Annotated in this window: 24 protein-coding genes and 1 tRNA gene; 19 read left to right on the top strand and 6 right to left on the bottom strand. The window is 63.3% G+C overall.

Features of this window, described 5'->3' with window-relative positions:
• Positions 1–131 precede the first annotated feature (131 nt).
• Positions 132–2,072, bottom strand: coding sequence for an EAL domain-containing protein (locus J9885_RS15700; RefSeq protein ID WP_210550079.1), 1,941 nt, complete (start codon positions 2,070–2,072; stop codon positions 132–134).
• A 170-nt stretch (positions 2,073–2,242) separates the two neighbouring features.
• On the opposite strand from J9885_RS15700, the gene J9885_RS15695 reads away from it, so the two are divergent.
• The 4 genes from J9885_RS15695 to J9885_RS15680 all read left to right on the top strand — a co-directional run bounded on the left by J9885_RS15695 (position 2,243) and on the right by J9885_RS15680 (position 5,531).
• Complete coding sequence (locus J9885_RS15695) at positions 2,243–2,944, top strand: DUF2982 domain-containing protein (RefSeq protein ID WP_043759987.1); 702 nt, start codon at positions 2,243–2,245, stop codon at positions 2,942–2,944.
• An 82-nt stretch (positions 2,945–3,026) separates the two neighbouring features.
• Complete coding sequence (locus J9885_RS15690) at positions 3,027–3,971, top strand: LysR family transcriptional regulator (RefSeq protein ID WP_043759984.1); 945 nt, start codon at positions 3,027–3,029, stop codon at positions 3,969–3,971.
• 46 nt (positions 3,972–4,017) lie between these two features.
• Positions 4,018–5,040, top strand: coding sequence for a response regulator (locus tag J9885_RS15685; protein WP_210549993.1), 1,023 nt, complete (start codon positions 4,018–4,020; stop codon positions 5,038–5,040).
• A gap of 59 nt (positions 5,041–5,099) precedes the next feature.
• Positions 5,100–5,531 carry a PAS domain-containing protein gene (locus J9885_RS15680; RefSeq protein WP_167576586.1) on the top strand — a complete coding sequence of 144 codons (432 nt, stop codon included), beginning with the start codon at positions 5,100–5,102 and terminating at the stop codon, positions 5,529–5,531.
• Positions 5,532–5,594: 63 nt separating this feature from the next.
• Here the strand turns inward: J9885_RS15680 and ltaE are convergent, their stop codons facing one another.
• The 3 genes from ltaE to J9885_RS15665 all read right to left on the bottom strand — a co-directional run bounded on the left by ltaE (position 5,595) and on the right by J9885_RS15665 (position 7,887).
• Positions 5,595–6,611: a low-specificity L-threonine aldolase gene (gene ltaE / locus J9885_RS15675; protein WP_210549992.1), complete on the bottom strand. Its 1,017-nt coding sequence runs from the start codon at positions 6,609–6,611 to the stop codon at positions 5,595–5,597.
• Positions 6,612–6,697: 86 nt separating this feature from the next.
• Positions 6,698–7,405 carry an SDR family oxidoreductase gene (locus tag J9885_RS15670; RefSeq protein ID WP_210549991.1) on the bottom strand — a complete coding sequence of 236 codons (708 nt, stop codon included), beginning with the start codon at positions 7,403–7,405 and terminating at the stop codon, positions 6,698–6,700.
• A 74-nt stretch (positions 7,406–7,479) separates the two neighbouring features.
• Complete coding sequence (locus J9885_RS15665) at positions 7,480–7,887, bottom strand: transcriptional regulator (RefSeq protein WP_043759975.1); 408 nt, start codon at positions 7,885–7,887, stop codon at positions 7,480–7,482.
• A gap of 159 nt (positions 7,888–8,046) precedes the next feature.
• Here J9885_RS15665 and J9885_RS15660 point away from each other — a divergent pair, with 159 nt between their 5' ends.
• A complete protein-coding gene (locus J9885_RS15660; RefSeq protein WP_210549990.1) occupies positions 8,047–8,946 on the top strand; it encodes an aldo/keto reductase family oxidoreductase in 900 nt (299 codons plus the stop codon).
• Positions 8,947–9,015: 69 nt separating this feature from the next.
• On the opposite strand, the gene J9885_RS15655 is transcribed toward J9885_RS15660, so the two are convergent.
• Complete coding sequence (locus J9885_RS15655; RefSeq protein ID WP_167332224.1) at positions 9,016–9,294, bottom strand: RNA-binding protein; 279 nt, start codon at positions 9,292–9,294, stop codon at positions 9,016–9,018.
• 212 nt (positions 9,295–9,506) lie between these two features.
• The gene (locus tag J9885_RS15650; RefSeq protein WP_210549989.1) at positions 9,507–10,049 is read right to left on the bottom strand and encodes a hypothetical protein; all 543 of its coding nucleotides are present in this window, start codon (positions 10,047–10,049) and stop codon (positions 9,507–9,509) included.
• Between the two features lie 176 nt (positions 10,050–10,225).
• Here J9885_RS15650 and mepA point away from each other — a divergent pair, with 176 nt between their 5' ends.
• From mepA to nuoH, 14 genes are all read left to right on the top strand, one after another.
• On the top strand, positions 10,226–10,969 hold the full coding sequence (gene mepA / locus J9885_RS15645) for a penicillin-insensitive murein endopeptidase (RefSeq protein WP_210549988.1): 744 nt from the start codon (positions 10,226–10,228) through the stop codon (positions 10,967–10,969).
• Positions 10,970–11,011: 42 nt separating this feature from the next.
• The gene (locus tag J9885_RS15640; protein WP_210550078.1) at positions 11,012–11,617 is read left to right on the top strand and encodes a LemA family protein; all 606 of its coding nucleotides are present in this window, start codon (positions 11,012–11,014) and stop codon (positions 11,615–11,617) included.
• Complete coding sequence (locus tag J9885_RS15635; protein ID WP_210549987.1) at positions 11,614–12,348, top strand: TPM domain-containing protein; 735 nt, start codon at positions 11,614–11,616, stop codon at positions 12,346–12,348. Before J9885_RS15640 ends, J9885_RS15635 begins: the two co-directional genes overlap by 4 nt.
• 21 nt (positions 12,349–12,369) lie before the next feature.
• Positions 12,370–12,987: a TPM domain-containing protein gene (locus tag J9885_RS15630; protein ID WP_210549986.1), complete on the top strand. Its 618-nt coding sequence runs from the start codon at positions 12,370–12,372 to the stop codon at positions 12,985–12,987.
• Between the two features lie 266 nt (positions 12,988–13,253).
• Positions 13,254–13,341, top strand: a tRNA-Ser gene (locus J9885_RS15625).
• A 538-nt stretch (positions 13,342–13,879) separates the two neighbouring features.
• Positions 13,880–14,638, top strand: coding sequence for a flagellar motor protein (locus J9885_RS15620; RefSeq protein WP_210549985.1), 759 nt, complete (start codon positions 13,880–13,882; stop codon positions 14,636–14,638).
• Positions 14,616–15,491, top strand: a complete 876-nt coding sequence (locus J9885_RS15615; RefSeq protein WP_043759957.1) for a flagellar motor protein MotB — start codon at positions 14,616–14,618, stop codon at positions 15,489–15,491. The genes J9885_RS15620 and J9885_RS15615 overlap by 23 nt, the downstream gene beginning before the upstream one ends.
• Positions 15,492–15,747: 256 nt before the next feature.
• Positions 15,748–16,152: an NADH-quinone oxidoreductase subunit A gene (locus J9885_RS15610; protein WP_043759955.1), complete on the top strand. Its 405-nt coding sequence runs from the start codon at positions 15,748–15,750 to the stop codon at positions 16,150–16,152.
• 29 nt (positions 16,153–16,181) lie between these two features.
• Entirely contained in the window at positions 16,182–16,856 is a 675-nt protein-coding gene (locus tag J9885_RS15605) for an NADH-quinone oxidoreductase subunit B (RefSeq protein ID WP_043759954.1), read from the top strand.
• A gap of 38 nt (positions 16,857–16,894) precedes the next feature.
• Positions 16,895–18,664, top strand: coding sequence for an NADH-quinone oxidoreductase subunit C/D (gene nuoC, locus J9885_RS15600; RefSeq protein ID WP_210550077.1), 1,770 nt, complete (start codon positions 16,895–16,897; stop codon positions 18,662–18,664).
• Positions 18,665–18,736: 72 nt separating this feature from the next.
• Positions 18,737–19,276, top strand: a complete 540-nt coding sequence (nuoE, locus tag J9885_RS15595) for an NADH-quinone oxidoreductase subunit NuoE (RefSeq protein ID WP_010675030.1) — start codon at positions 18,737–18,739, stop codon at positions 19,274–19,276.
• Positions 19,273–20,658 (top strand): NADH-quinone oxidoreductase subunit NuoF, encoded by a 1,386-nt coding sequence (nuoF, locus tag J9885_RS15590; RefSeq protein ID WP_210549984.1) that lies wholly within the window; start codon positions 19,273–19,275, stop codon positions 20,656–20,658. The genes nuoE and nuoF overlap by 4 nt, the downstream gene beginning before the upstream one ends.
• A gap of 57 nt (positions 20,659–20,715) precedes the next feature.
• Positions 20,716–23,445: an NADH-quinone oxidoreductase subunit NuoG gene (nuoG, locus tag J9885_RS15585; RefSeq protein ID WP_210549983.1), complete on the top strand. Its 2,730-nt coding sequence runs from the start codon at positions 20,716–20,718 to the stop codon at positions 23,443–23,445.
• Positions 23,442–24,407, top strand: a complete 966-nt coding sequence (nuoH, locus tag J9885_RS15580; RefSeq protein WP_043759947.1) for an NADH-quinone oxidoreductase subunit NuoH — start codon at positions 23,442–23,444, stop codon at positions 24,405–24,407. Before nuoG ends, nuoH begins: the two co-directional genes overlap by 4 nt.
• The last annotated feature ends 8 nt before the right edge of the window (positions 24,408–24,415 follow it).

Here is a 24,415-nt window from a genome sequence, read left to right as displayed (position 1 = left end):
GAATGAGCGCGCATACTAGCGATAACGTCCAACGAATCCCATGATTCGAGACAAATATTCGATTAATTATGTTTAATTTGGCATGTCCCGCTTCATAAATGGGACATGCCGCACATTTATCGGCAAGGATCTCAACGGCTTGCGAGGGGATAATGCCCCAGTCGACACTGGACGCCGAACCCCGCCGCCGCCACCGCGTCAGGGGTCATGGGCTGGCTGAACAGGAACCCCTGGAAGACGTGACACCCCTGGGCCTGGAGCGCCGCCAGTTCGTGCTCGTCCTCCACCCCTTCCGCCAGGATCCCAAGCCCCAGGCTCGTCGCCATGGCCACCGTGGCCCGGATCACCGGCAGGTTGAGGCCGACCACGAAGGAGCGATCCAGCTTGATGGTGTCGATGGGCAGCCGGTTGAGATAGGCCAGGGAAGAGTAACCGGTACCAAAGTCGTCGATGGCGATCTTGATCCCCTGCTCGCTCAGGGCATCGAGGATCTCGATGCTCCCCTTCATGTCCAGCATCAGCACCGTCTCGGTCAGCTCCAGGGTCAGCAGTTCTGCCTCCACGGCGAACTCCTCGAGCTGCCGGGCCACCAGCTCGGGCAGGTCGGAGGAGAGCTGGAAGCCCGACAAATTGACCGACACCGGCACCCGCACCTGCCATTGGCGCTGCCACTCCCCCATCTGGGCCAGCGCGGTGGAGAGCACCCAGCCGCCGATCTCACGGATGAGCCCCATCTCCTCCGCCAGGGGGATGAACTCCGCCGGCGACACATGTCCGAGCACGGGGTTGTACCAGCGCACCAGGGCCTCGAAGCCGATGACCCGGCCCTGAACCGCATCCACCTGAGGTTGATAACACAGGTTCAGCTCCCCCCGGCCGACGGCCTTGGCCAAAAACTGCTTCAGGGTCAGCTTGCGGTGCAGGCTCTGCTGCATGCTGGGGGTGAAGCGCTGCCAGCGCAGGCGCCCCATCTGCTTGGCCTGGTACATGGCCATGTCGGCGCGCGTGATCAGGTTGTCCCCGTCATCGGCATCGTCCGGATAGATGGCGATGCCGATGCTGCCACCTATGGTGACCTCGGGCACGCCGCTCAACTGCAGCGGCTTGCTCATCTGGGAGAGCATGAGGTCCGCCACCTCCTGGGCCCGCTCGCTTGCCTGATTGAGAGGCACCAGGGCCGTGAATTCATCTCCCCCGAGACGTGCCAGTTCCACGTCCCGGGGGCAGATCTGCTTTAGGCGGCCGGCGACCCGTTCCAGCAGACGATCCCCGGCCTTGTGGCCATAGTTGTCATTGACCAGCTTGAAGTTGTCCAGATCCATGAAGACCAGGGCGAAGCGTCCCCCCAGGCCGCAATAGGCCTCGAGGGACTTCATCAGTCCGTAGCGGTTGAGCAGTCCGGTGAGGGAGTCGTGCCAGGCCAGGTGGCGGTGTTCCAGCTCCTCGAGCTTGCGGTCCGTGATGTCCCGCATGGTCAGCAGGATCCGGGCGCCCTGCTGGATGTGGCGAAACTGGTACTGGAACCAGCGCATCCCCTTGAGGGTCCGGCACTCCCCCTCGGCCACCACTTCATCCAGGCGGGAGAGGCGGTGATAGAAGGCATCGTCCGCCCCGGAGAAGACCTGGTCCAGGCTGCCGATACCATCCCCGAAACACATGTCGAAGTGGTGGTTGCCGCTCTCGAGCACGCCCAGGTTGTCAAACAGGCAGGCCAGGGTGTCGCCGGTGGCGAGAGAGGACTCCTGATAGAGGGTGTCCGCATCGATGACCGCTTCCGCCATCATCATCTGACGCCCGGCAAGCTGGATGCCGGAAAGACGCAGGTAGACCTGTTTCTTGACGCCCTTTGGGGAGAGGGTCCACCACTCGTTGTAGCTGCGATTCTGTTGGAAATCGCCGAGATAGCGTTGCAGCAGCAGATCGATGGCGGCGGCCATGTCGGAGGAGAAATCCCGGGACTGCAGCTCGGCCAGCGAACTCGCCTCCCACAGCCCCAGCGCCGAGCCGTTGGCCCAGTAAATATGATGGCGCTGGATGTCATAGACCCAGACGGGCGTATGGAGTACATCCATCACGGTGAGCTGGCGTTCGTCTAGCGTATTCATGTTGAGTGATGATTCATGCTGAAAAACTCATGGCCGGACCAGCCATCACCACGCCGCTCGGACGCGATCCCGCTGGTACAAAATCCGTTTCGGCCCATAATCTGGTAACAAACATGTAAAAAAAGGGCCGAAATCATATGAAAACGCTGCATGTGAGACCCATGGTCAGGAGAAATGGACTCACACTGGTATTGTTGGGCATGGTGATAACCATTGCTATGATTTTTATACTTTTTTTTCTCAGTGAACAACTACTAATGCCCGCGATTTCCCTCCTCCTGGCGGGACTGATGACAATTCTTGTCGGAGCATTGAAGCTGGGTGAGCCTCATTTTAGTCTCTCTTTGTGTCAGGATTGTCTGCAATACCACCACAAGTACGGTGGCTGGATACTGAAGTGGAGAAATATTCAGCGAATTGACCAACCACGCATCCATTCCGGGTGGGATCTCGTGGACCTGCCCTACATAGGTTTGAAGATAAAAGATTACGATGATTTTTTGACGCTGATCACACCCAGGCTCGCCGTGCGCCTGCTGACCGAGCAGCGCGCCGTGCTGTTGCAGGCCATGAACAGCGAGCGGCCCGATTGCCCCACCGGCGGCTGTGGGGGCGGCCTGCTGGGAGAAGGCCTGCTGGAAGAGAGCCGCTTTCGCTCCCCGTCGGGCCACCACTACGAGGGGGTGATCGCCATGCTCGGCAACCGGATGACCCGGCTTCGGGATCTCCTCGGCTACGATCTGCTGGTGCCGGACAACAGCCTGGACAGGCCCCCGGCCGATTTTGTCCATTTGCTGCATCAATACCAGCGGGAGTCGAATCTAATCCAGATCAATTAAACGCCGGATTGCGCTTGCCAAGCCTGGCGACACTTCATAAGGTCTCTGGCCTGTTACAGCCAGCACACCCCCTAAACCGCTTATGAAGTACATCGAAGAGTTCTATCTGTTCGTCAAGGTGGTGCAAGAGGGCGGTTTCTCCCACGCCGCCGCCGCCCTGGGCATGCCGACCGGCACCATCAGTCGCCGGATCTCCCAACTGGAAGAACAGCTCGGATGCAGCCTGCTGCACAGATCCACCCGCAAGCTGCGCCTCACCGACGAGGGGCTGCGCTATTACGAACGCCTGTGCACCCCGCTGGCCGAAATCGAGCAGGCGACCGGCGAGATCCGGGGCGAGGAGACCGACATCAGCGGCCTCATCCGCCTCGCCGCCCCCATCGCCCTCTCCAACACCATCCTGGTCGACATGCTGGCGGACTTCGGCCTGCGCTATCCCGGGGTGCAGTTCGACATCCGCCAGACCAATGACCATGCCCCCCATGCGGATCAGGACAGGGATCTGGTGTTCTTCAACGGCGAGCTCTCCCAGACCCTGCCCAACGCGATCTGCCTCGGGCACATCGAATACGGCCTCTTCGCCTCCCCCCTCTATCTCGAGAAGATGGGTGTGCCGTCCCACCCTGCCCAGCTGGAAGATCACGCACTCATCTACTGCTGGCCTCACCAGTACTGGCAGCTGAGCGGCCGGGACGAGCAGACGGTCTGCATCAAGCGCACGCCACGCCTTTGCATCGACCAGACCCAGGCCGCAGTGCGGGCGGCCCGCCGTCACCTCGGCATCGTCAATGCCCCGCTGCACTACGTCCACCCCTTCCTGCAGGACCAGCAGCTGGTCCCTGTGCTGGCGGACTGGCAATCCGGGAGGCGCCCCTTCTACATGCTCCATTGCCAGCCCCAGTTCACTCCGCTGCGTGTTAAGATGTTCGCCGATTTCGTCGAGAAATATTCCGTGCGCTATCGCACCCATCAGCGGGACGATCAATTCTTGCCGGCCCTGCCGCTGCCCGTTGCATCTGACGGCTGATGACCCACACTTAGCGCAACCTTCGTTGCACAGGTCGGCTAACACTATGAATGTATTGGTATGTGATGACTCAGGGTTCGCCCGCAAGCAGCTGATGCGTGCCCTGCCTGCCGACTGGCATGTCACCCTGCACCAGGCCGCCGATGGCCTGGAGGGGGTGGAGCAGATCCTGATGGGCCACGGGGATCTCATCTTTCTGGATCTCACCATGCCGGAGATGGACGGCTACGGCGTGCTCGAAACCCTCCAGCGGGAAGGGCTGCGCAGCAAGGTGATCGTCGTCTCCGGGGACATCCAGCCGGAGGCCCATGAGCGCGTCATGGCGCTCGGGGCCCTCGACTTCATCAAGAAACCGGCGTCCCCCGAGGCCCTGCTGACCCTGCTCAAGCGCCACGGCCTGTGGCAGCCGGCGGAGAAGCCCCCCGTTCTCCCCTCCCTGACCGCCAGCGACCACCAGCCAAGCCCCGCTCCGGCCCTGCTCACCCCCGAGCTGCGGGATGTCTATCAGGAGCTTGCCAACGTCGCCATGGGCCAGGGGGCGGATCTGCTGGCTCGCCTGCTCGACGCCTTCGTCCAGCTTCCCATCCCGAACGTCAACGTGCTGGAAGTCTCCGAGCTGCACATGGCCCTCTCCGCGGCCGCCGAGTCGGATACCCTCTCTGCGGTCTGCCAGGGCTTCATCGGTGCCGGCATCGCAGGCGAGGCGCTCCTGCTGTTCCACGACGCCAGCTTCCAGGATCTGGCGCGGCTGATGAACCATCAGGGGGCACTGGATCACGGCGCCGAGCTGGAGCTCTTGATGGACACGGCCAACGTGCTGATCGGCGCCTTCCTGCGCGGCTATGCCAACCAGCTCGACACCCCTTTCAGCCAGGGCCATCCCGTGGTGCTCGGCCAGCACAGGCCCATCCAGGAACTCATTCGCACCAACCAGAGCCGCTGGCGCCGTACCCTGGCCATCGAGATCAACTACCGGGTGCAGGGCTACGCGGTGCAGTGCGATCTGCTGCTGCTGTTTACCGAAGATTCCATCGCCACCATGAACAACAAGATCATGCATATGCTCTAGCGATTTGGTCCCATCGCCAGCAACAATAACAACATCAAGCACCTGCTCTAGGAGTGACCATGGAAATTCGGGAATTTCATTGGCTGATGAACATAGTCCAGAACCTGGACGTGGGGTTGGTCGTGCTCGACAAGGCATACCGGATCCAGGTGTGGAACGGCTTCATGGAGAGCCACAGCGGCCGACTGGCCAGCGAGGTGCGCGATCAGGGGCTGTTCGAGCTCTTCCCCGATGTCGACAAGGCCTGGTTCGAGCGCAAGGCCAACATGGTCTTCAAGCTCAACAACCGCGCCTTCAGCACCTGGGAGCAGCGCCCCTATCTGCTGCGCTTCTCCAACTACCGCCCCATCACGGGCTCGGCCCCCTACATGTACCAGAACCTGACCCTGGTCCCCCTGGCCGACTTCACCGGCGAGGTCACCCACCTCGCCATCATGATCTACGACGCCACCGACGAGGCCATGCTGATCACCAACCAGCGCCAGGGCTGATCCGGGAAACCAATGCAACAAGGGCGCCGATGGCGCCCTTGCTCTTTGCGGTTGCGGCCGCGCTCAGTCGTTCAGAAACTCGGTGAACGCATCGATCACCTCGTCGATGTCGTCATCGGTGATCTGCAGGTGGGTGACCAGTCTGAGCTCTCCGTACCCGGAGAAGAGGATACCGCGCTCCTTCATGAAGGCGAGCAGCTCTGCACTCTCCCCCTTCGCCAGGCGCAGGAACACCATGTTGGTCTGCACCTCCCCCAGGTTCAGCACGATGCCGGGCAGGGTGGCCAACCCCTCGGCCAGGCGCCGGGCGCGGCGGTGATCGTCCGCCAGCCGTGCCACGTGCTGCTCCAGGGCAAACAGGCCGGCCTGGGCCAGGACCCCTGCCTGGCGCATGCCACCGCCCAACATTTTGCGCAGGCGCCTGGCGCGTGCGATGAAGGGAGAGCTGCCCACCAGCAAGGAACCGACCGGCGCCCCCAACCCCTTGGAGAGGCAGACGGAGACGCTGTCGAAGGGGGCCGCGATGGCCGCGACCGGTTCGCCGCTCGCCACCACCGCATTGAACAGGCGGGCGCCGTCCAGGTGCAGTCGCAGACCGTGCTCGTCCACCAGAGCGCGCATCTCGCGCAGATAGGACAACGGCAGCACCTTGCCGTTATGGGTATTCTCGAGACAGACGAGGCGCGTCTGGACGAAGTGGGCGTCGTCGGGGGCGATGGCGGCCCGCACGTCTTCCAGTGCCAGGGTGCCGTCGGCCTGCATGGGCACGGACTGGAGGGCCACCGAGCCCAGTACGGCAGAGCCTTGCGCCTCGTAGCGATAGATGTGGGAGGCCGACCCCAGCACGGCCCCTTCCCCGCGCTGGCAGTGACTCATCATGGCCAGCAGGTTGGACATGGTGCCGGAGGGCACAAACAGGGCCGCCTCCTTGCCGAGCAGCTCCGCCCCCCGGCGCTCCAGCGCATTGATGGTGGGATCTTCCCCGTAGACATCGTCCCCCACCTCGGCATGGAGCATGCTCTGGCGCATGGCCTCCGTGGGCCGGGTCACCGTATCACTTCGCAAATCGATATAGCGCATGTCATCCTCCTGATGCAGGACGATGACATTAACCAGCCGGAACCCGGCTGGCAAGGGAAGGGAGACGGGAATGTGAGCCCGGCGGCTCACCAGGGCAAGGGGTTGCCCTGCAAGTCCACGAAGCGGCCGGAGTGTGCCGGCGTCAGCGTCCCCAGGAGGTCCAGCAGGCGACTTGCGACCCGTGCGGGATCCTGCAACTGGGCAGCGCCAATCTCCTGCCGGAAGGGTTGCTGCATGGGGGTGTCCATGAGTCCGGGATGCACAGTGATGACCCCGGCACCGGGGAAACGCTCGGCCCACTCCCCCGCCAGGATCCGGGCCCCCATGTTGAGGGCGGCCTTGCTCATCCGGTAGCTGTAGCGGCGCACCGGGCTCCGATCGGCGGCCGCCAGGCTGCCCGCCAGATCCGAGAGGGAGCAGAGCCAGAGCCGGCTCTCTGTAGTCATCAACCTGCTCAGGCAGGCGCCGAGGGCCAGGTGGGGCCAGGCATTGACCTGCAGACTCTCCTCCAGCCACTCGGGGGTCACCTCCTCCACCCGCCGCTCCGGCATGTGGGCGAGATCGTGCAGCAGGCCTATGGTGTTGATCACCACGGTGGGCAGGGAGTCCCCATCGTAGAGGGTGAACAGGGCCTCGAAGGAGAGCGGGTCCACCTCCTGCAACGGGAAGTAGCAGGCCGGATCCAGCCCCTTCGGCAACTGCCTGCCCGCCAGCAACCACGCTTCACCGCGCTCCGCGAGCTCGTGCGCCAGCGCACAGCCCAGTCCGCCACTGCCCAGGATCAGATAGCTCATCTGCGTGTCCTTGGATGTATTCACTGCTTAGAGGGTATCAGAAGAACGGCGGGCTGCCGCGCGCAGCCTCCGGCTCAGGCCTCCGCCAGGTGGCGGCCAAACTCTCGCGCCCGCGCCAGATCCAGAAAACCGTCGGCCTGCTTGTGGCTGCGCAGGAACTGGTAGTAGGCGAGCAGGGTCACCAGATGGGCCTCGTCCGGCATCGGTTGGCCGGGGAGTTTCTCCTGCACCAGGGCCCCCGCCGCCGCCAGGGCGTCCCTGTCCACCACCTCGGCCTGACGATAGAGGTAACCGCAGCCGGTGGCGAGCCACTCCAGGGAGCAATTCGCTCCCATGGCGATCTGGTTCGCCTTGCCAAGGCCGGGCTCGGCCCCTTTCAGATACTTGCGGATCAACGCCTCGCTCAACCCCACCTTGCGGGCAAACGCGCTGACGCTCCCCTCCCCGATCAGGCTTTGCAGCCTGGTGGCAAATCCTTCCATCACAACCTCTCTCATCAATCGGGCATGCTGCCCCGGGCTCGTCTGTCGGCCAGAACCATAGTTCGAAATCAAGAAGGGCGCATTATTGCCTTGTCCACCGGAAGAGACCAAGATGCTGGCAGCACTTTTATCCGTCTCTTTATCCTCAGAGGAATCACCATGTCCGTATCCCGCCTGGCCCTGCACGATCAAGGCCCCACCTTCTCCCGCCTCATCATGGGTTACTGGCGCCTGATGGAGTGGCAGCTCTCCCCTGCCGCCCTGCTGGATCTGATGAAATACCACCTGGATCTCGGGGTCACCACCATAGATCACGCCGACATCTACGGCGGCTACCAGTGCGAGGAGGCCTTCGGCCATGCCCTGCGCCTGGAGCCTTCCCTGCGCCACAAGATGGAAATCGTCAGCAAGTGCGGCATCGCCCTCACCGCCAACCCGGCGCACGCGCTGAACCACTACAACACCGGCAAGGGGCACATCGTCGCCAGTGCCGAGGCCTCCCTGCAAAAGCTCGGCACCGATCACCTGGATCTGCTGCTGATCCACCGCCCCGATCCTCTGATGAACGCCGACGAGGTGGCCGAGGCCTTCATCAGCCTCAAGCAGGCCGGCAAGATCAAGCATGCCGGGGTCTCCAACTTTACGCCCCACCAGTTCGCCCTGCTGCAGTCCCGCCTGCCCTTCCCGCTCGTGACCAACCAGCTGGAGATCTCGCCGCTGCACCAGGAGGGCACCCTGGACGGCGCCCTGGATCAGTGCCAGCAGCTGCGCATCAAGCCCATGGCCTGGTCCTGCCTCGGTGGCGGACGACTGTTCAACGATCCCGCCTATGGCCCGCTGCGCGCCGAGCTCGAGCAGATCCGCCAGGAGGTGGGTGCCGAGCAGATCGAGCAGGTGGTCTACGCCTGGGTCATGATGTTGCCGAGCCAGCCGCTGCCCCTCATCGGCTCCGGCAAGCGGGAGCGGATCGCCGCCGCAGTGGCGGCCGGGTCCATCCAGCTCAACCGCCAGCAGTGGTTCCGTATCCGCAAGGCGGCCCTGGGGTATGACGTGCCCTGAGTCTTGCCCAGACCCTGAAAACAAAAACGGCATGGAAGATTCCATGCCGTTTTGCGTTATCGAGACGATTCAACGATGGCGCTGGGGGCGACCACGGGGTGCATCTGTCTTCGGTTTGGCCTGATTGACCGTGATGGTGCGGCCGCCTACCTCGGTGCCATGCAGCTCGGCAATGGCCTTCTCGGCATCCCCGTTCACAGGCATTTCAATGAAGCCAAATCCCTTGGACTGACCGGTATCCCGGTCGATGATGATATCGACCTTGTCTACCTGCCCAAATTGGCTGAACACGGTTGTCAGTTCGTCGGCCGTCATCCGGTACGACAGATTACCTACGTAAATCTTCATGCCATCCACTCTCGATTCAAGGTGCCTTATCTATGCATCCACCGATCTGGGAGTAAGGGCACAACCCCCAGGCCGGACCAGCCATGGCATCATGCCGTGGCGCTTCCCGCTTCGTATTCCAAGTCGTTGATCTCTTGGATTATCGGAGCAGAAAAGATCAAATCGAATCAGACGCAGTATCTGAGCTTTGGCACGAGTTGTCGAGAAAATAGTCAGACGGGGTAGAGCGTGGCCAGCACCCTGTCCAGGGCGCGGCGGCTGTGCCAGGCCCGTTTAAATCCGAAACGATAGACGCCGGGTGCAGCCTCATGGGTCCCTTCCCGGCCCAGCCCCAGCAGGGTGGTGGCGTCGGCCAGTGCCGCGTCATCCAGTCCGAGATCCAGGCTGAAGTCCAGCCACTGACCGTCGTGGCCCACCTTGCGATCCCGCGTGATGCCCACCAGCACCGCCCTCGGCAGGGCCAGCGCCCTGTCCTCGCCGCCGTTGAGCAGGTAGAGGTGATGCTCATCCCAGGCGATCTCCGCCAGGCGCCAGCGCTGCCAGTTGCGCGGCAACACCATCATCACCAGCACGATGCCGCCAAACACCAGGCCGACCCAGGGCAGCAGCCCCATCTCGGGATAGCCCAGCCAGAGCGCAGCCACCACAGTGCCCAGGCTCGCCAGCAGCAACACGCTCATGACCCCGTAGAAACGCCGTGCCGGGGGCATCAGCCAGCTCACCCCTGCCCGCGTTGCCAGCTCACTGACTCTCATCTCCACTTCTCCTCATATGATTGCTGACGGCCCTGCCGTCGCTGCGTTGCCGCGCATTGTGCGCGAGCCTGGCCGCCGGTTGCAACCGACACGGCGGCGCGGATGACGGCTGGCGGGCACTCTTGGTATGCTTGGGGCTGTCTGAGCCCGCACCGGGCGTCATCACCGGGAGTCCCATGTTCGCCACCGCCCTGCTATTCACCACCAGCGCCCTCTATGCCGAAGCCATCGGCGGCTACTCGGCCGGCTGCCTGAAAAATGCCGTGGCCCTGCCGCTGGAAGGACCGGGCTATCAGGTGATCCGCAGCAAACGGCTGCGTTATTACGGCCACCCGGATCTCATCCACTATCTGCAGCACCTGGCGAACCGGACCAGGCTGGCGGGCATGCCGGATCTCTATATCGCCGATCTCGCCATGATGCACGGCGGCCCCTTCACCTCCGGCCATCGCAGCCACCAGACCGGCCTCGATGCGGACATCTGGTTCCGGATGGCCGACAGACCCATCAGCAAATGGGAGCAGGATGCCCCCAGAGAGTGGGCGCTGATCGACGAGCCCAGCTACCGCATGCTGCCCGGCCGCTTCGGCCCCCGGCAGCTCAATTTGCTGCGCATGGCGGCCGATCAGCCCGAGGTGGCGCGCATCTTCATCAACCCCGTCATCAAGGCCGAGGTGTGCAAACAGGCCCCCGGCGAGGCCTGGGTCGCCAAGCTGCGCCCCTGGGTCGGCCACTTCAGCCACTTTCACGTGCGGCTGCGCTGCCCGGCGAACAGCCCGGATTGCCAGCCCCAGGCCCCCATCCCCCCCGGCAACGGCTGCGGGGAGGAGCTGGCCTCCTGGATCAAGGACAAGCCCCAGTTGCCCAAGGTGTCGATGAGCTACCGTCCCCCCGTGTTGCCCGCACGTTGTGAGGGCTGACCACAAGCTGTTATGGTGAACCGATAAATGCTGGAAATTTCAATGGAGAACAACAAGATGGCTACTGCACTCTGGCGCGGGCCCCTGCGCGGCCTGCTGACCCTGACCCTGCTGCTGGGCTTGACCGGCTGCGGTGTGAACACCATTCCGACCCTGGATGAGCAGGTCAAGGCGAGCTGGGGCCAGGTGGAGAACCAGTACCAGCGCCGGGCCGATCTCATTCCCAACCTGGTGGCCACCGTCAAGGGGTACGCCAGCCACGAGCAGGAGACCCTGAAGGCCGTGACCGATGCCCGGGCCCGGGTCGGCAGCGTGCAGGCGAGCGACCCTTCCCAGCTCAAGGCATTCGAGGCAGCCCAGGATCAGCTCTCCGGCGCCCTCTCCCGCCTGATGGTGGTGGTCGAGCGCTACCCCGATCTCAAGGCGGATCAGCAATTCCTCACCCTGCAGGCCCAGCTGGAGGGCACCGAGAACCGCATCGCGGTGGCCAGACGGGACTACATAGAGGCGGTGCGCCAGTTCAACACCGAGATCCGCACCTTCCCCGGGGTCATCTGGTCCAAGCTGCTCTACTCGGATCTGGAGGCCAAGCCCACGTTCAGCGCCAAGCCCGGTGCCGATGAGGCGCCCAAGGTCAGCTTCCAATGAACCTGATGAAACGCTGGCTGACGCTCTGTCTGCTGTGCTGGGCCACGGCGCTGCATGCCGCCCCCGACTTCCCGGCCCTGACCGGGCGGGTGGTGGATGACGCCAGCCTGATGTCCCGCAAGCAGGCCCACCAGCTGACCCAGCAACTGGCCGCCTTCGAACAGCGCAGCGGCATCCAGCTGGTGGTGGTCTCCATCGACAGCCTGGATGGCGAGACCATAGAGGAGTACGGCTATCAGCTCGGTCGCCACTGGGGCATCGGCCAGAAGGGCAAGGATAACGGCGTCCTGCTGCTCATCGCCCAGAACGAGCGCAAGGTACGCATCGAGGTGGGTTATGGCCTGGAAGGCGCCCTGCCCGACGCCATCGCCGCGAACATCATCCAGACCCGGATCCTGCCCGCCTTCAAGCGAGGCAACATGGTGGACGGCATCGTCTCCGGCAGCCAGGCCATCATGCAGGCCCTGGCCGGGGAGTATCAGCCCGTGGACAACGCCAGCAAGGAGGAGAAACTCGGGGGCCCCTGGCTCTTTATCCTGGTGGTGATTGTGATGATCGTGCTGCACAACCTGCGCGGGGGCGGCGGTGGGGGCGGTCGTGGCCGACGCCGAGCCGCCTATCTGGCCGGTGGATTTGGCGCCGGGCGCTCCGGCGGCAGCTTCGGGGGCGGCGGCGGTTTCAGCGGCGGTGGTGGCAGTTTCGGTGGCGGCGGCGCCTCCGGCGGTTGGTAATCAGGGAAACGAGACAACAAAATGATTTCAAAACAGTTTTATCACACCTTGCAGGCCAGGGTGCGCCAGGCCGAGCTGGCCACGGACGCCGAACTCGTGACGGTGCTGGCACCGGCCAGCGATGGTTACCGTTACATTCCGACCCTGTGGGCCGCCCTGCTGGCCATGCTCACCCCCCTGCTGGTGTTCCAGCTCGGCTTCTGGCTCGGCTGGTACGAGATCCTGCTGGTGCAGTGGTCCGTCTGGCTGCTGCTGAGCCTGTTGTTCCACTGGACCCCCATCAAGATGCGGCTCATCCCCAAGAAGGTGCGCCAGCACAGAGCCGCTCTGATGGCCCGCCTGCAATTTATCGAACAGGGGCTGCACCGCACCCGCGACCGGCTCGGGGTGCTGATCTTCGTCTCGGTGGCGGAACACTATGTGGAGATCCTGGTAGACGACGGCATCGCCCAGCACATCGACAACGCCCAGTGGCAGGAGATCATCGACGACTTCGTGGTGCGGGTGCGCAACAAGGAGGTCGAGCAGGGCTTCCTCGAGTGCGTGGAGCGTACCAGCGCCATCCTGACGGATGCGTTTCCGGCGACCCGGGATCAGAACGAGCTGCCAGACAGCCTGATCATCCTGGACAAGCCCTGAGCGGGTTCAAAAAAACGGCATTCTGTTCAAGGGATAGGCACTCGATAAAGATTATGAAAAATAAGGGGAAAAGAGGTTGACCACGGCAGCCCTTTCCCCTAAATTACGCCCCGTTCCAGCGCAACGGCGCAACGAACACCGTGTTGGCTGAACACGTTAAACCACAGACCAAAATTTGGTGAGGTGACCGAGAGGCTGCCCACCGACGAAGTCGGCAAGATGCACGCGCAGCGTGCTCCGAAAGCCACTTCAAGAAGTAAAAATTTGGTGAGGTGTCCGAGTGGCTGAAGGAGCACGCCTGGAAAGTGTGTATACGGCAACGTATCGAGGGTTCGAATCCCTCCCTCACCGCCAAATAAAACAAAAGGCCCCGTCGCAAGACGGGGCCTTTTGTTTTATCCGGTGACGGGCGGCTCGGTTCTAACCCTGGTTCGACAGGCGGGCAGGATAGTCCGCCTGGACGGCCAGAGGCCGCCCGCAGGGCGAGCGCCAGGGACGGCGCGAGTCAATCCCGACCCAGCACCAAATTTTAAAAACCGACCTAATGGTCGGTTTTTTGCTTTCCACACCGACCTGTCCGCAAATGCCGCAAGGGGAAAACCAACCCTCTCACCGGGTGCGGACAAGGCGACTGGCCTCACAACGCAGTCCACAGCCCCCCTTTCGCTTTCCAGCTCTGCACAAGCCCGCCCTCGCCCCATCGCGCCCGATGGACAAGCCCGTCATCCTCGTTTTCCTGCCCTTATGATCTTCCCGTTCTGGCCGACACAGGGAGGTGTCTCCCTGTCGGTGCAGCCCCCCGGATATTTGCTCACCGATTGGATATCGTTTTGAAAAACTGATAGTTAAGTGGCTACACTAGCCACACACAACGCATAGGGAATATGGACACATGAGTCTGATTGGTTTGCTGCTGGCCCTGGCTGCCATCCTGGGTGGCAACATCATCGAGGGGGGGCATCCCAGTGCCCTGCTCGATCTCCCCGCCTTCCTCATCGTCATTGGCGGGACAGTCGGGGCGGCGCTGACCCAGTTCCCCTTCTCCGTGGTCGGCAAGACCTTCAAACGCTTCAAGTGGCTCATCTCTCCCCTGCGTCTCGACATGCTGGAACAGGCCCAGCTGCTGGAAACCCTCGCAGGCAATGCGCGGCGTAGCGGCATGTTGGCGCTGGAGGGGATGATCGACGACATCAAGGATCCTTTCCTGAAGAAAGGGGTCCAGATGATGGTGGACGGTTACGAGAAGACCAAGATCCACGAGGTGCTGGAAAACGAGCTCGAGTTCGAGCAGGAAGATCTCGAACAGACCGTCAAGTTTTATGAAGCCATGGGCGGCTACTGCCCGACCATGGGGATCGTCGGGGCCGTATTTGGCCTCATCCACGCCATGGGGCTGCTGGATGCACCGGACAAACTGGGGGGCGCCATCGCGGTCGCCTTCATCGCCACCATCTACGGGGTTGGTGCCGCCAACCTGATCTTCCTGCCCTTTGGCAACCGCTACAAGGGCTTCGCCCACCAGATCCGCCACTACAAGGAGATGACCCTGACCGGCATCCTCTGCATCGTGGACGGCGAGTCACAACAGCGGCTGCAAGTGACCCTTGAACCCTACCTCGGAGGCCACGGTGGCGAAAAAGAAAAAGGCTGAGGCGCCAGAGAACCATGAGCGCTGGCTGGTCTCCTATGCCGACTTCATGACATTGCTGTTCGCCCTGTTCGTGGTGCTCTATTCGTTCGCCATGGCCAAGCAGTCGGAGACCCGGGTACTGATACAGGGCTTTATCGAGTCGCTCGGCAAGATAGGCCTGGTCTCGCTGCCTGCGGGCTCCCCCGTGATGCAGGGGGGCACAGGTATCCTGGAGCCCGAGTCCAAGACCACCCCGGGTACGTCGCAGCAGGAAAAGGTGCTCGACACCGAGGCTCCTGCATCGGCCTCCGATCCCTTCAACGAGACCATAGGATCGTCCGAGAAGCCCAGTGCGACCGAATCCTGGCCCCACAAGACCAAGGAGCAGGACTGGACCATCAGCACCAAGCAGAAGCTGGAGCAGCAGCTCAAGAGCCAGATCGAATCCAAGGAAATCGAAGTAGAACAGCTTGGCAGTCAGCTGGTGATCCGCATCGGCGAGAAGACCCTGTTCCCGGCGGACTCGGCCTTCCTGCAACCCCAGTTCATCCCCCTGGTCAACAAGGTCTCCGACGTCCTGGCCGATATCCCCGGCATGGTGGTGGTCACCGGCCACACCGACAACTCCCAGGCACCGGTGGAACTCTATCGCAACAATTGGGAGCTGTCGGTGTTGCGGGCGGCCACCATAGTCCACACCCTGCTGACCAATCCCAAGCTGGATTCGCGACGGGTCATTGCACAAGGAGTCGCCGACACCCAACCCCGTTATCCCAATGACACTCCGGAACACCGCCAGGCCAATCGGCGGGTGGAGATCGTGCTCTCCCAGGGCAAAGCGGCGGAGCAGGCCCTGCCCCTCCTCAAACCCTGAAACAGACCCCGCCATGCGGGGTCTTTTCTCTCCTGCGACGCCTCCCTCTTTTCAAACATTCCCTGTTTTTGGGGCCTCGTAAAAACGATTGAAAACGATTCTCAAATGAGAAAATTGACCCCGCTAGCAAAACGCGATTTTCCCTCTGATGATTAATAATTAATCCGCTGAAATGGCATGTAAATCAGTATGAAAGTGGCATACTACGTAACACCATTGTTAAGTCACATGATTAATTTGGTTAGGGAAAACCTATATGTTTGCTGATATTGCCGTCCAGCATTGGGCTTTTGCTGTCTATGTCATTGGCGCCATCTGCATCTGCCTCATCATGATAGGTCTGGCAGCCCTGCTGGGGGGTCGTGCCTATGGCCGAGCCAAGAACAAACCCTTCGAGTCAGGCGTGGATTCCGTGGGCAACGCCCGCCTGCGCTTCTCCGCCAAGTTTTATCTGGTCGCCATGTTCTTCGTCATCTTCGATGTCGAGGCGCTCTATCTCTTTGCCTGGTCCGTGTCCGTTCGGGAAAGCGGCTGGGTCGGCTTCATCGAAGCCACCATCTTCATCACCTTGCTGCTGGTAGGCCTCATCTACCTGTGGCGCATCGGCGCCCTCGACTGGGCGCCGAAAAAGCGTGTCCTGACTGACAAGAAACCAGACTGAACTACCGATTATCTCTTTGAGGTTGCACCATGAAGTACACCCTGACCCGGATTGACCCGGATGCGCCCGTCGAGCGCTACCCCCAGGAACAGCGCCAGACCGTCGATGATCCACTGGCGCAACAAGCGACCCGTGGCATCATGATCGGGCGTCTCGAAGAGGTGCTGCAAGACACCGTCAACTGGGGCCGCAAGAACTCCCTCTGGCCCTACAACTTCGGCATCTCCTGCTGCTATGTGGAGATGTGTACCGCCTTCACTTCCCCCCATGACGTGGCTCGCTTCGGCGCCGAAGTCATTCGCGCTTCACCGCGCCAGGCGGACTTCATGGTGATCGCCGGTACCCCCTTCATCAAGATGGCGCCCGTCATCCAGCGCCTCTATGAACAGTTGCTCGAACCCAAGTGGGTCATCTCCATGGGCGCCTGTGCCAACTCCGGCGGCATGTACGACATCTACTCCGTCGTCCAGGGGGTGGACAAGTTCCTGCCGGTCGACGTCTACATTCCGGGCTGCCCGCCCCGCCCCGAGGCCTTCCTGCAGGCCCTGATGCTGCTGCAGGACTCCATCGGCAAGGAACGCCGTCCCCTCTCCTGGGTAGTGGGAGATCAGGGGGTCTATCGCCCCCAGATGCAGGCCGAGAAGGAACGCAAGCGCGGCGAGCGGATCAACGTGACCAACCTGCGCACGCCGGATGAGATCTGACCATGAAACTGACTCGAGAATTCCCAAGCAACTACACCATGGCCCAGTGGCAAACCGCCGATCACGCCGATGCCCAGGTGGTGGGTGAGCTGTTCGCCCACTTCGGCGCCGAGCGCTTCACCGTGCAGAGCACCCGCACCGGTGTCCCCGTCATCTGGCTCTCCCGGGAACTGCTGCTGGACGTGATGGGGTTCCTTAAAACGCTGCCCTCCCCCTTCGTGATGCTGTTCGACTTGAGCGCCACCGACGAACGGATGCGCAGCCATCGCCACGGTCTGCCCGAGAGCGACTTCACCGTTTTCTATCACCTTGTCTCCATCGACCGCAACGCCGACGTCATGCTGAAGGTGCCGCTCAAGGAGAGCGATCTGCATCTGCCCACCGTCAGCCGCCACTTCCCCAACGCCAACTGGTACGAGCGTGAAGTGTGGGATCTGATGGGCATCACCTTCGACGGCCACCCCCATCTCACCCGCATCATGATGCCCAAGAGCTGGCAGGGACACCCGCTGCGCAAGGACTACCCGGCGCGGGCAACCGAGTTTGATCCCTTCATGCTCGATGCGGTCAAGCAGGATCAGGAGCAGGACAACCTCCTGTTCAAGCCCGAAGAGTGGGGCATGGCCCGGGGCAACGAGAACGAGGACTACATGTTCCTGAACCTCGGCCCCAACCACCCCTCCGCCCACGGGGCATTTCGCCTGGTGCTGCAGCTCGACGGCGAGGAGATCCGCGACTGTGTGCCCGACATTGGCTATCACCACCGCGGCGCCGAGAAGATGGGAGAGCGCCAGTCCTGGCACAGCTACATCCCCTACACCGACCGGGTCGAATACCTGGGCGGCGTGATGAACAACCTGCCCTATGTGCTGGCGGTCGAGAAGCTGGCCGGCATCAAGGTGCCGGGTCGGGTCGACGTGATCCGGGTCATGATGGCGGAGCTGTTCCGCATCCAGAGCCACCTGCTGTTCCTTGGCACCTATATCCAGGACGTGGGGGCCATGACCCCGGTCTTCTTCACCTTCACCGACCGGCAGAAGATCTACACCATCATCGAAGCCATCACGGGCGCACGCATGCACCCGGCCTGGTTCCGCATCGGCGGCGTGGCCCACGATCTGCCCACCGGCTGGGCCCGCCTCATCCAGGACAACCTGCTGAGCTGGCTGCCCAAGCGCTTGATGGAGTATGAAAAAGCCGCCATGCGCAACAGCATACTGCGCGGCCGCACCATCGGCGTCGCCGCCTACAACACGGCGCAGGCCCTGGCCTGGGGCACCACGGGGGGCGGTCTGCGCGCCACCGGTCTCAACTTCGACGTGCGCAAATGGCGCCCGTATTCCGGTTACGACCAGTTCGAGTTCGAGGTGCCGGTGGGAGCGAACGGGGATGCCTACGACCGTGCCACCGTGCGCATCGAGGAGATCCGCCAGAGCCTGCGCATCATAGAGCAGTGCATGAAGAACATGCCCGAAGGGCCGTTCAAGGCGGATCACCCGCTCACCACGCCACCGCCGAAAGATCGCACCCTGCAGGACATCGAGACCCTGATCACCCACTTCCTGCAAGTCTCCTGGGGGCCCGTCATGCCGGCCGCCGAGTCCTTCCAGATGATAGAGGCGACCAAGGGGGTCAACAGCTACTACCTGACCAGTGACGGCTCCACCATGAGCTACCGGACCCGGATCCGCACCCCGAGCTTCGCCCACCTGCAGCAGATCCCCTCGGTGATCCGCGGCCAGATGGTGTCGGACCTCATCGTCTACCTGGGCAGTATCGATTTCGTTATGTCAGATGTGGATCGTTGAGTCCTCTCGCCCCGGCAGACGGGGCGAAGGGCGAGACGCGCAGTAAAGGGACAAGCCACAAAAGGTCAAGTCATGAGCCAATGTCAGTGTCACAATAACCAGACCCCACAAGGGCAAGGGGCATGCAGCAGCCAGCAGGGCGATTTCGTCCTGAGCCAGGCGGAGCGCGATGCCATCGAACACGAGAAACACCACTACGAAGATCCCCGTGCCGCCAGCATAGAAGCGCTCAAGATAGTGCAGCAGGCCCGCGGCTGGGTACCGGATGGTGCCATCCACGCCATCGGTGCCGAACTCGGCATCCCCGCCAGCGACGTGGAAGGGGTCGCCACCTTCTACAGCCAGATCTTCCGCCAGCCGGTGGGTCGTCACATCATTCGCGTCTGCGACAGCATGGTTTGCTACATCAACGGCCATGAACAGCTGCTGGCCGGCCTGAAAGAGGTCGTCAATCTGGCCCCCGGCCAGACCTCCCCGGATGGCCGCTTCACCCTGCTGCCGGTCTGCTGCCTCGGCAACTGCGACAAGGGGCCGGCCATCATGATCGATGACGACACCTATGGCGGGCTCGACGCTGTCAGCCTGCTCAAGACCCTGGAGGCTTACCCATGAGCATCCAGCCAGGCAAGACTCTCGCCTCCCTCGGCACCGCCAACCGCATCCCCCGCGCTGCCGAGACGCACCCCCTCACCTGGCGCCTGCGGGACGACGGCCAGCCGGTCTGGCTCGAAGAGTACCAGGCCAAGCAGGGCTACGAGGCCGCTCGCAAGGCACTGGGCCAGATGAGCCCGGACGAGATTGTCAGCACCGTCAAGGATGCCGGCCTCAAGGGGCGCGGCGGCGCAGGCTTCTCCACCGGGGTGAAGTGGGGCCTGATGCCCAAGGACGAGAGCATGAACATCCGTTACCTGCTCTGCAACGCCGACGAGATGGAGCCGAACACCTACAAGGACAGGCTGCTGATGGAGCAGCTGCCCCATCTGCTCATCGAGGGGATGATCATCTCGGCCAGGGCCCTCAAGGCCTATCGCGGCTACATCTTCCTGCGCGGCGAGTACGTGGACGCCGCCATCCACCTGCGCCGCGCCGTGGAAGAAGCCAAGGCCGCCGGGCTCCTTGGCAAGAACATCTTGGGCTCGGGATTTGATTTCGAGCTGTTCGTCCACACCGGCGCCGGCCGCTACATCTGCGGCGAAGAGACCGCCCTCATCAACTCCCTGGAAGGACGGCGCGCCAACCCGCGCGCCAAACCCCCCTTCCCTGCCGTTTCCGGTGTCTGGGGCAAGCCCACCTGCGTCAACAACGTCGAAACCCTGTGCAACGTGCCCGCCATCATCGGCAACGGCGTGGCCTGGTATCAGGGGCTGGCCCTGCCCGGCTCGGAAGATCACGGTACCAAGCTGATGGGCTTCTCCGGCAAGGTGAACAACCCGGGGCTGTGGGAGCTGCCCTTTGGCATCACCGCCCGCGAGCTGTTCGAGGAGTACGCCGGCGGCATGAAACCCGGCTATCGCCTCAAGGCCTGGCAACCCGGCGGCGCCGGTACCGGCTTCCTGCTGCCCGAACACCTGGATGCCCAGATGTATGCCGGCGGCATCGGCAAGGTCGGCACCCGGATGGGCACGGGCCTTGCCATGGCGGTGGATGACAGCATCAACATGGTCTCTCTGCTGCGCAACATGGAGGAGTTCTTCGCCCGCGAATCCTGCGGCTGGTGCACCCCCTGCCGCGACGGCCTGCCCTGGAGCGTCAAGATCCTGCGGGCCCTGGAGCGGGGTGAAGGCCAGCCCGAGGATCTCGCCACCCTGGAGCAGCTGGTCAGCTTCCTCGGCCCGGGCAAGACCTTCTGCGCCCACGCCCCAGGTGCCGTCGAGCCCCTTGGCAGTGCGATGAAGTATTTCCGCTCCGAATTCGAGGCCGGAGTCAAGGCCGCGCAGGACAATCACAAGCTGTTCAAGGGCATCCAGCCCAACCTGCTGGGCGAGCGCTGGTAAGCGCCGGGACGCATCGGGCAATAGCCGATTTCACAAAACAGGTTTCAGGGAAGTTGTATGGCAACCATTCATGTAGACGGTAAAGAGTACGAGGTAGACGGGGCAGACAACCTGCTGCAAGCCTGTCTGTCGCTGGGTCTGGACGTCCCCTATTTTTGCTGGCACCCGGCGCTCGGTAGCGTCGGTGCCTGCCGCCAGTGTGCGGTCAAACAGTATCAGAATAGCGATGACAAACGCGGCCGCCTGGTCATGTCCTGCATGACCCCCTCCACCGATGGCACCTATATCTCCATCGAGGACGAAGAGGCGAAGGAGTTTCGCAAGACGGTGGTGGAGTGGCAGATGACCAACCACCCCCACGACTGCCCGGTGTGCGAAGAGGGCGGCGCCTGCCACCTGCAGGACATGACGGTGATGACCGGCCACAACAGCCGCCGCTACCGCTTCACCAAGCGCACCCACCAGAACCAGGATCTGGGCCCCTTCATCAACCACGAGATGAACCGCTGCATCGCCTGCTACCGCTGCGTCCGTTACTACAAGGATTACGCCGGTGGCGAGGATCTCGGGGTCTATGGCGCCCACGACAACGTCTACTTCGGCCGGGTCGAGGATGGCACCCTGGAGAGCGAATTCTCCGGCAACCTGGTGGAGGTCTGCCCCACCGGCGTCTTCACCGACAAGACCCATTCCGAGCGCTACAACCGCAAGTGGGACATGCAGTTCGCCCCCAGCATCTGCCAGGGGTGCTCCGTCGGCTGCAACATCAGCCCGGGTGAGCGCTACGGCGAGCTGCGCCGCATCGAGAACCGCTTCCACGGCGCCCTGAACCACTACTTCCTGTGCGATCGCGGTCGCTTCGGCTACGGTCACGTCAACCTGGCCGACCGCCCCCGCCAGCCCCTCTTGCAAGAGGGTGGCGACAGGCTGGCCATCACGGTGGACGGTGCCCTGAACCGCGCCGCCGATGCCCTGCGCACCGCCTCCGGCCTCATCGGCATCGGCTCGCCCCGGGCGTCGCTTGAGAGCAACTACGCCCTGCGCGAGCTGGTGGGGGCCGCCAACTTCTACTCTGGTGTTGAGCAGAGCGAATGGGAATGCCTGCAGAAGATGCTGCAGATCCTGGAGCAGGGCGGTGTGCGCACCCCCAGCCTGCGCGACATGGAAGAGGCCGACGCCGTGCTGGTGCTCGGCGAAGACGTCACCCAGACCGCCGCCCGCATCGCCCTGGCCCTGCGCCAGGCGGTCAAGGGCAAGGGGCGCGAGATCGCCCGCAAGCTGAAAGTGGATCTCTGGCAGGTCGCCGCAGTGCAGACCCTGGCCCAGAACGAACGCTACCCCCTGCTCATCACCAGCTTGGATGCCACCCGTCTGGACGACGTGGCGAGCGGCACCCTGCACGCCCCTCACGCGGATCAGGCGCGCCTTGGCTTCGCCATCGCCCACCTGCTGGATGCTTCTGCTCCGGCGCCGACGGATCTTGCTCCCGAGCAGCAGGCCCTGGCAGCCCGCTGGGCCGAACTGCTCGGCAGCGCCAGGAAGCCCCTCATCATCGCAGGCAATGGTGCCCGCTCATTGGCCCTGATCGAGGCGGCCAGCAACATCGCCCGCGCCCTCAAGGGCCGCGGCCAGGCGGTGGAGCTCGCCCTGGTGGCCCAGGAGGTCAACAGCCTGGGGCTGGCCATGCTGGCCCGGGATGCCGCCCCCCTGGAGGCCGCTCTCGAGCGCATCGAAGGGGAGGAGAAACTCGCCCTGGTGGTGCTGGAGAACGATCTCTACCGCCGTGCGCCGCGCAGCCGGGTGGATGCCGCCCTGGATCGCCTGCAGCACCTGCTGGTGGTGGATCACCAGGCCACCCAGACCGCCCAGAAGGCGAGCCTGGTGCTGCCCGCCGCCAGCTTCGCTGAGGCGGACGGTACCCAGGTCAACATGGAAGGTCGCGCCCAGCGCTTCTTCCAGGTCTATTCCCCCGCCTTCTACGACGCCGACATCCAGGTGCGCGAGAGCTGGCGCTGGCTGGCCGCCCTGCAAGGGGCACTGGCGCGCAAGCCCCTGCGCTGGAACACCTTCGACGACGTGAGCGCCGAGTGCGCCGCCAGCACCCCGCAGCTCGGTGCCATGCGCGAGCCCGCCCCCAACGCCGGCCTGCGCATTCGCGGCATGAAGCTCGCCCGCGAGCCGCACCGCTACAGCGGCCGCACCTCCATGCTGGCGGATCAGAACGTGAGTGAGCCCCGGGTGGCGCAGGATCCCGACTCCCCCTTCAACTTCTCCATGGAAGGCTACGCCGGTGCCCGCCAGCCGCTCTCCCAGGTGCCCTTCGCCTGGGCGCCGGGCTGGAACTCCCCCTCCGCCTGGAACAAGTTCCAGGACGAGGTAGGTGGCAACCTGCGCGCCGGGGATCCCGGCCGTCGCCTGCTGGAAGCGGGCGAGGACAGCCTCGGCTGGTTCGAGCGTATCCCTACCCCGTTCGGCGCCAAAGAGGCGCTACAGGTGGTCAGTTACGATCAGCTGTTCGGCGGCGAAGAACTCTCCGCCCGCAGCCCGGTCATTCAGGCCCGCATGGGGGAACCCACCCTGGTGCTGAACCACGCAGACGCGGCACGTCTCGCCCTGAGTGCCGGCAGCCAGGTGGCTTTCTCCTGGGGTGGCAACCACTGGCGCCTGCGCCTTCGCGTCAGCGATGCCCTGGCCCGGGGCCTGGTGGGACTGCCGCTCGGGGTGAACGGCCTGCCGACCGCCCTGCACCACGCCCTGATCGATAACCTGCAGGAGGTGATCGCATGAGCGACTCGCTGATGGATCTGTTGCTGGAGATCGGCAAGGCCCTGATCGTGCTGGTGGGGATAGTGGGGGCCGGTGCCTTCATGAGCTTCATCGAGCGCCGTCTGCTGGCACTCTGGCAGGATCGTTACGGCCCCAACCGGGTTGGCCCCTTCGGTCTGCTGCAGCTGGCGGCCGACATGGTCAAGATGTTCTTCAAGGAGGACTGGATCCCGCCGTTCGCGGATCGCCGGATCTTCGTGCTGGCCCCCATCATCGCCTTCACCGCCTTCATCCTGGCGTTTGCGGTGGTGCCCATCACCCCCACCTGGGGCGTGGCGGATCTCAACGTGGGCCTGCTCTACATCCTGGCCATCGCGGGGCTGGCGGTCTACGCCGTGCTGTTCGCCGGCTGGTCGAGCAACAACAAGTACTCCCTGCTCGGCAGCCTGCGCGCCTCGGCCCAGACCCTCTCCTACGAGGTGTTCCTCGGTCTCTCGCTCATGGGCATCGTCATCCAGACCGGCAGCTTCAACCTGCGTGACATCGTCGAGGCCCAGGCCGGCATGTGGAACGTGATCCCCCAGATCCTGGGCTTCGTCACCTTCCTGTTCGCCGGGGTCGCCGTCACCCACCGCCACCCGTTCGATCAGCCGGAAGCCGAGCAGGAGCTCGCCGATGGCTATCACATCGAGTACGCGGGCATGAAGTGGGGTCTCTTCTTCGTGGGCGAGTACATCGGCATCGTGCTGATCTCCTCCCTCATCGTGACCCTCTTCTTCGGTGGCTGGCACGGCCCCTGGCTGCCGCCCTTCATCTGGTTCGCCCTGAAGACCGCCTGCTTCATGGTGTTCTTCATCCTGCTGCGGGCCTCCCTGCCCCGCCCGCGCTTCGACCAGGTGATGTCCTTTGGCTGGAAAGTGTGCCTGCCCCTGACCCTGCTCAACATGCTGGTCACAGGCGCAGTCGTGCTGCTGAACATGTAATGAGGCAC

This window comes from Aeromonas sp. SrichE-2G, from assembly GCF_017939565.1.
Taxonomy (GTDB): Bacteria; Pseudomonadota; Gammaproteobacteria; order Enterobacterales; family Aeromonadaceae; genus Aeromonas; species Aeromonas taiwanensis.
This window is presented reverse-complemented; position numbering and strand designations above follow the sequence as displayed.

What these genes read in the sequence shown, in the direction of transcription:
- J9885_RS15700 (WP_210550079.1), bottom strand. Translation starts at nt 2,072, where the DNA reads ATGGATGTACTCCATACGCCCGTCTGGGTCTATGACATCCAGCGCCAT.
- J9885_RS15695 (WP_043759987.1), top strand. Translation starts at nt 2,243, where the DNA reads ATGAAAACGCTGCATGTGAGACCCATGGTCAGGAGAAATGGACTCACA.
- J9885_RS15690 (WP_043759984.1), top strand. Translation starts at nt 3,027, where the DNA reads ATGAAGTACATCGAAGAGTTCTATCTGTTCGTCAAGGTGGTGCAAGAG.
- J9885_RS15685 (WP_210549993.1), top strand. Translation starts at nt 4,018, where the DNA reads ATGAATGTATTGGTATGTGATGACTCAGGGTTCGCCCGCAAGCAGCTG.
- J9885_RS15680 (WP_167576586.1), top strand. Translation starts at nt 5,100, where the DNA reads ATGGAAATTCGGGAATTTCATTGGCTGATGAACATAGTCCAGAACCTG.
- ltaE (WP_210549992.1), bottom strand. Translation starts at nt 6,611, where the DNA reads ATGCGCTATATCGATTTGCGAAGTGATACGGTGACCCGGCCCACGGAG.
- J9885_RS15670 (WP_210549991.1), bottom strand. Translation starts at nt 7,405, where the DNA reads ATGAGCTATCTGATCCTGGGCAGTGGCGGACTGGGCTGTGCGCTGGCG.
- J9885_RS15665 (WP_043759975.1), bottom strand. Translation starts at nt 7,887, where the DNA reads ATGGAAGGATTTGCCACCAGGCTGCAAAGCCTGATCGGGGAGGGGAGC.
- J9885_RS15660 (WP_210549990.1), top strand. Translation starts at nt 8,047, where the DNA reads ATGTCCGTATCCCGCCTGGCCCTGCACGATCAAGGCCCCACCTTCTCC.
- J9885_RS15655 (WP_167332224.1), bottom strand. Translation starts at nt 9,294, where the DNA reads ATGAAGATTTACGTAGGTAATCTGTCGTACCGGATGACGGCCGACGAA.
- J9885_RS15650 (WP_210549989.1), bottom strand. Translation starts at nt 10,049, where the DNA reads ATGAGAGTCAGTGAGCTGGCAACGCGGGCAGGGGTGAGCTGGCTGATG.
- mepA (WP_210549988.1), top strand. Translation starts at nt 10,226, where the DNA reads ATGTTCGCCACCGCCCTGCTATTCACCACCAGCGCCCTCTATGCCGAA.
- J9885_RS15640 (WP_210550078.1), top strand. Translation starts at nt 11,012, where the DNA reads ATGGAGAACAACAAGATGGCTACTGCACTCTGGCGCGGGCCCCTGCGC.
- J9885_RS15635 (WP_210549987.1), top strand. Translation starts at nt 11,614, where the DNA reads ATGAACCTGATGAAACGCTGGCTGACGCTCTGTCTGCTGTGCTGGGCC.
- J9885_RS15630 (WP_210549986.1), top strand. Translation starts at nt 12,370, where the DNA reads ATGATTTCAAAACAGTTTTATCACACCTTGCAGGCCAGGGTGCGCCAG.
- J9885_RS15620 (WP_210549985.1), top strand. Translation starts at nt 13,880, where the DNA reads ATGAGTCTGATTGGTTTGCTGCTGGCCCTGGCTGCCATCCTGGGTGGC.
- J9885_RS15610 (WP_043759955.1), top strand. Translation starts at nt 15,748, where the DNA reads ATGTTTGCTGATATTGCCGTCCAGCATTGGGCTTTTGCTGTCTATGTC.
- J9885_RS15605 (WP_043759954.1), top strand. Translation starts at nt 16,182, where the DNA reads ATGAAGTACACCCTGACCCGGATTGACCCGGATGCGCCCGTCGAGCGC.
- nuoC (WP_210550077.1), top strand. Translation starts at nt 16,895, where the DNA reads ATGGCCCAGTGGCAAACCGCCGATCACGCCGATGCCCAGGTGGTGGGT.
- nuoE (WP_010675030.1), top strand. Translation starts at nt 18,737, where the DNA reads ATGAGCCAATGTCAGTGTCACAATAACCAGACCCCACAAGGGCAAGGG.
- nuoF (WP_210549984.1), top strand. Translation starts at nt 19,273, where the DNA reads ATGAGCATCCAGCCAGGCAAGACTCTCGCCTCCCTCGGCACCGCCAAC.
- nuoG (WP_210549983.1), top strand. Translation starts at nt 20,716, where the DNA reads ATGGCAACCATTCATGTAGACGGTAAAGAGTACGAGGTAGACGGGGCA.
- nuoH (WP_043759947.1), top strand. Translation starts at nt 23,442, where the DNA reads ATGAGCGACTCGCTGATGGATCTGTTGCTGGAGATCGGCAAGGCCCTG.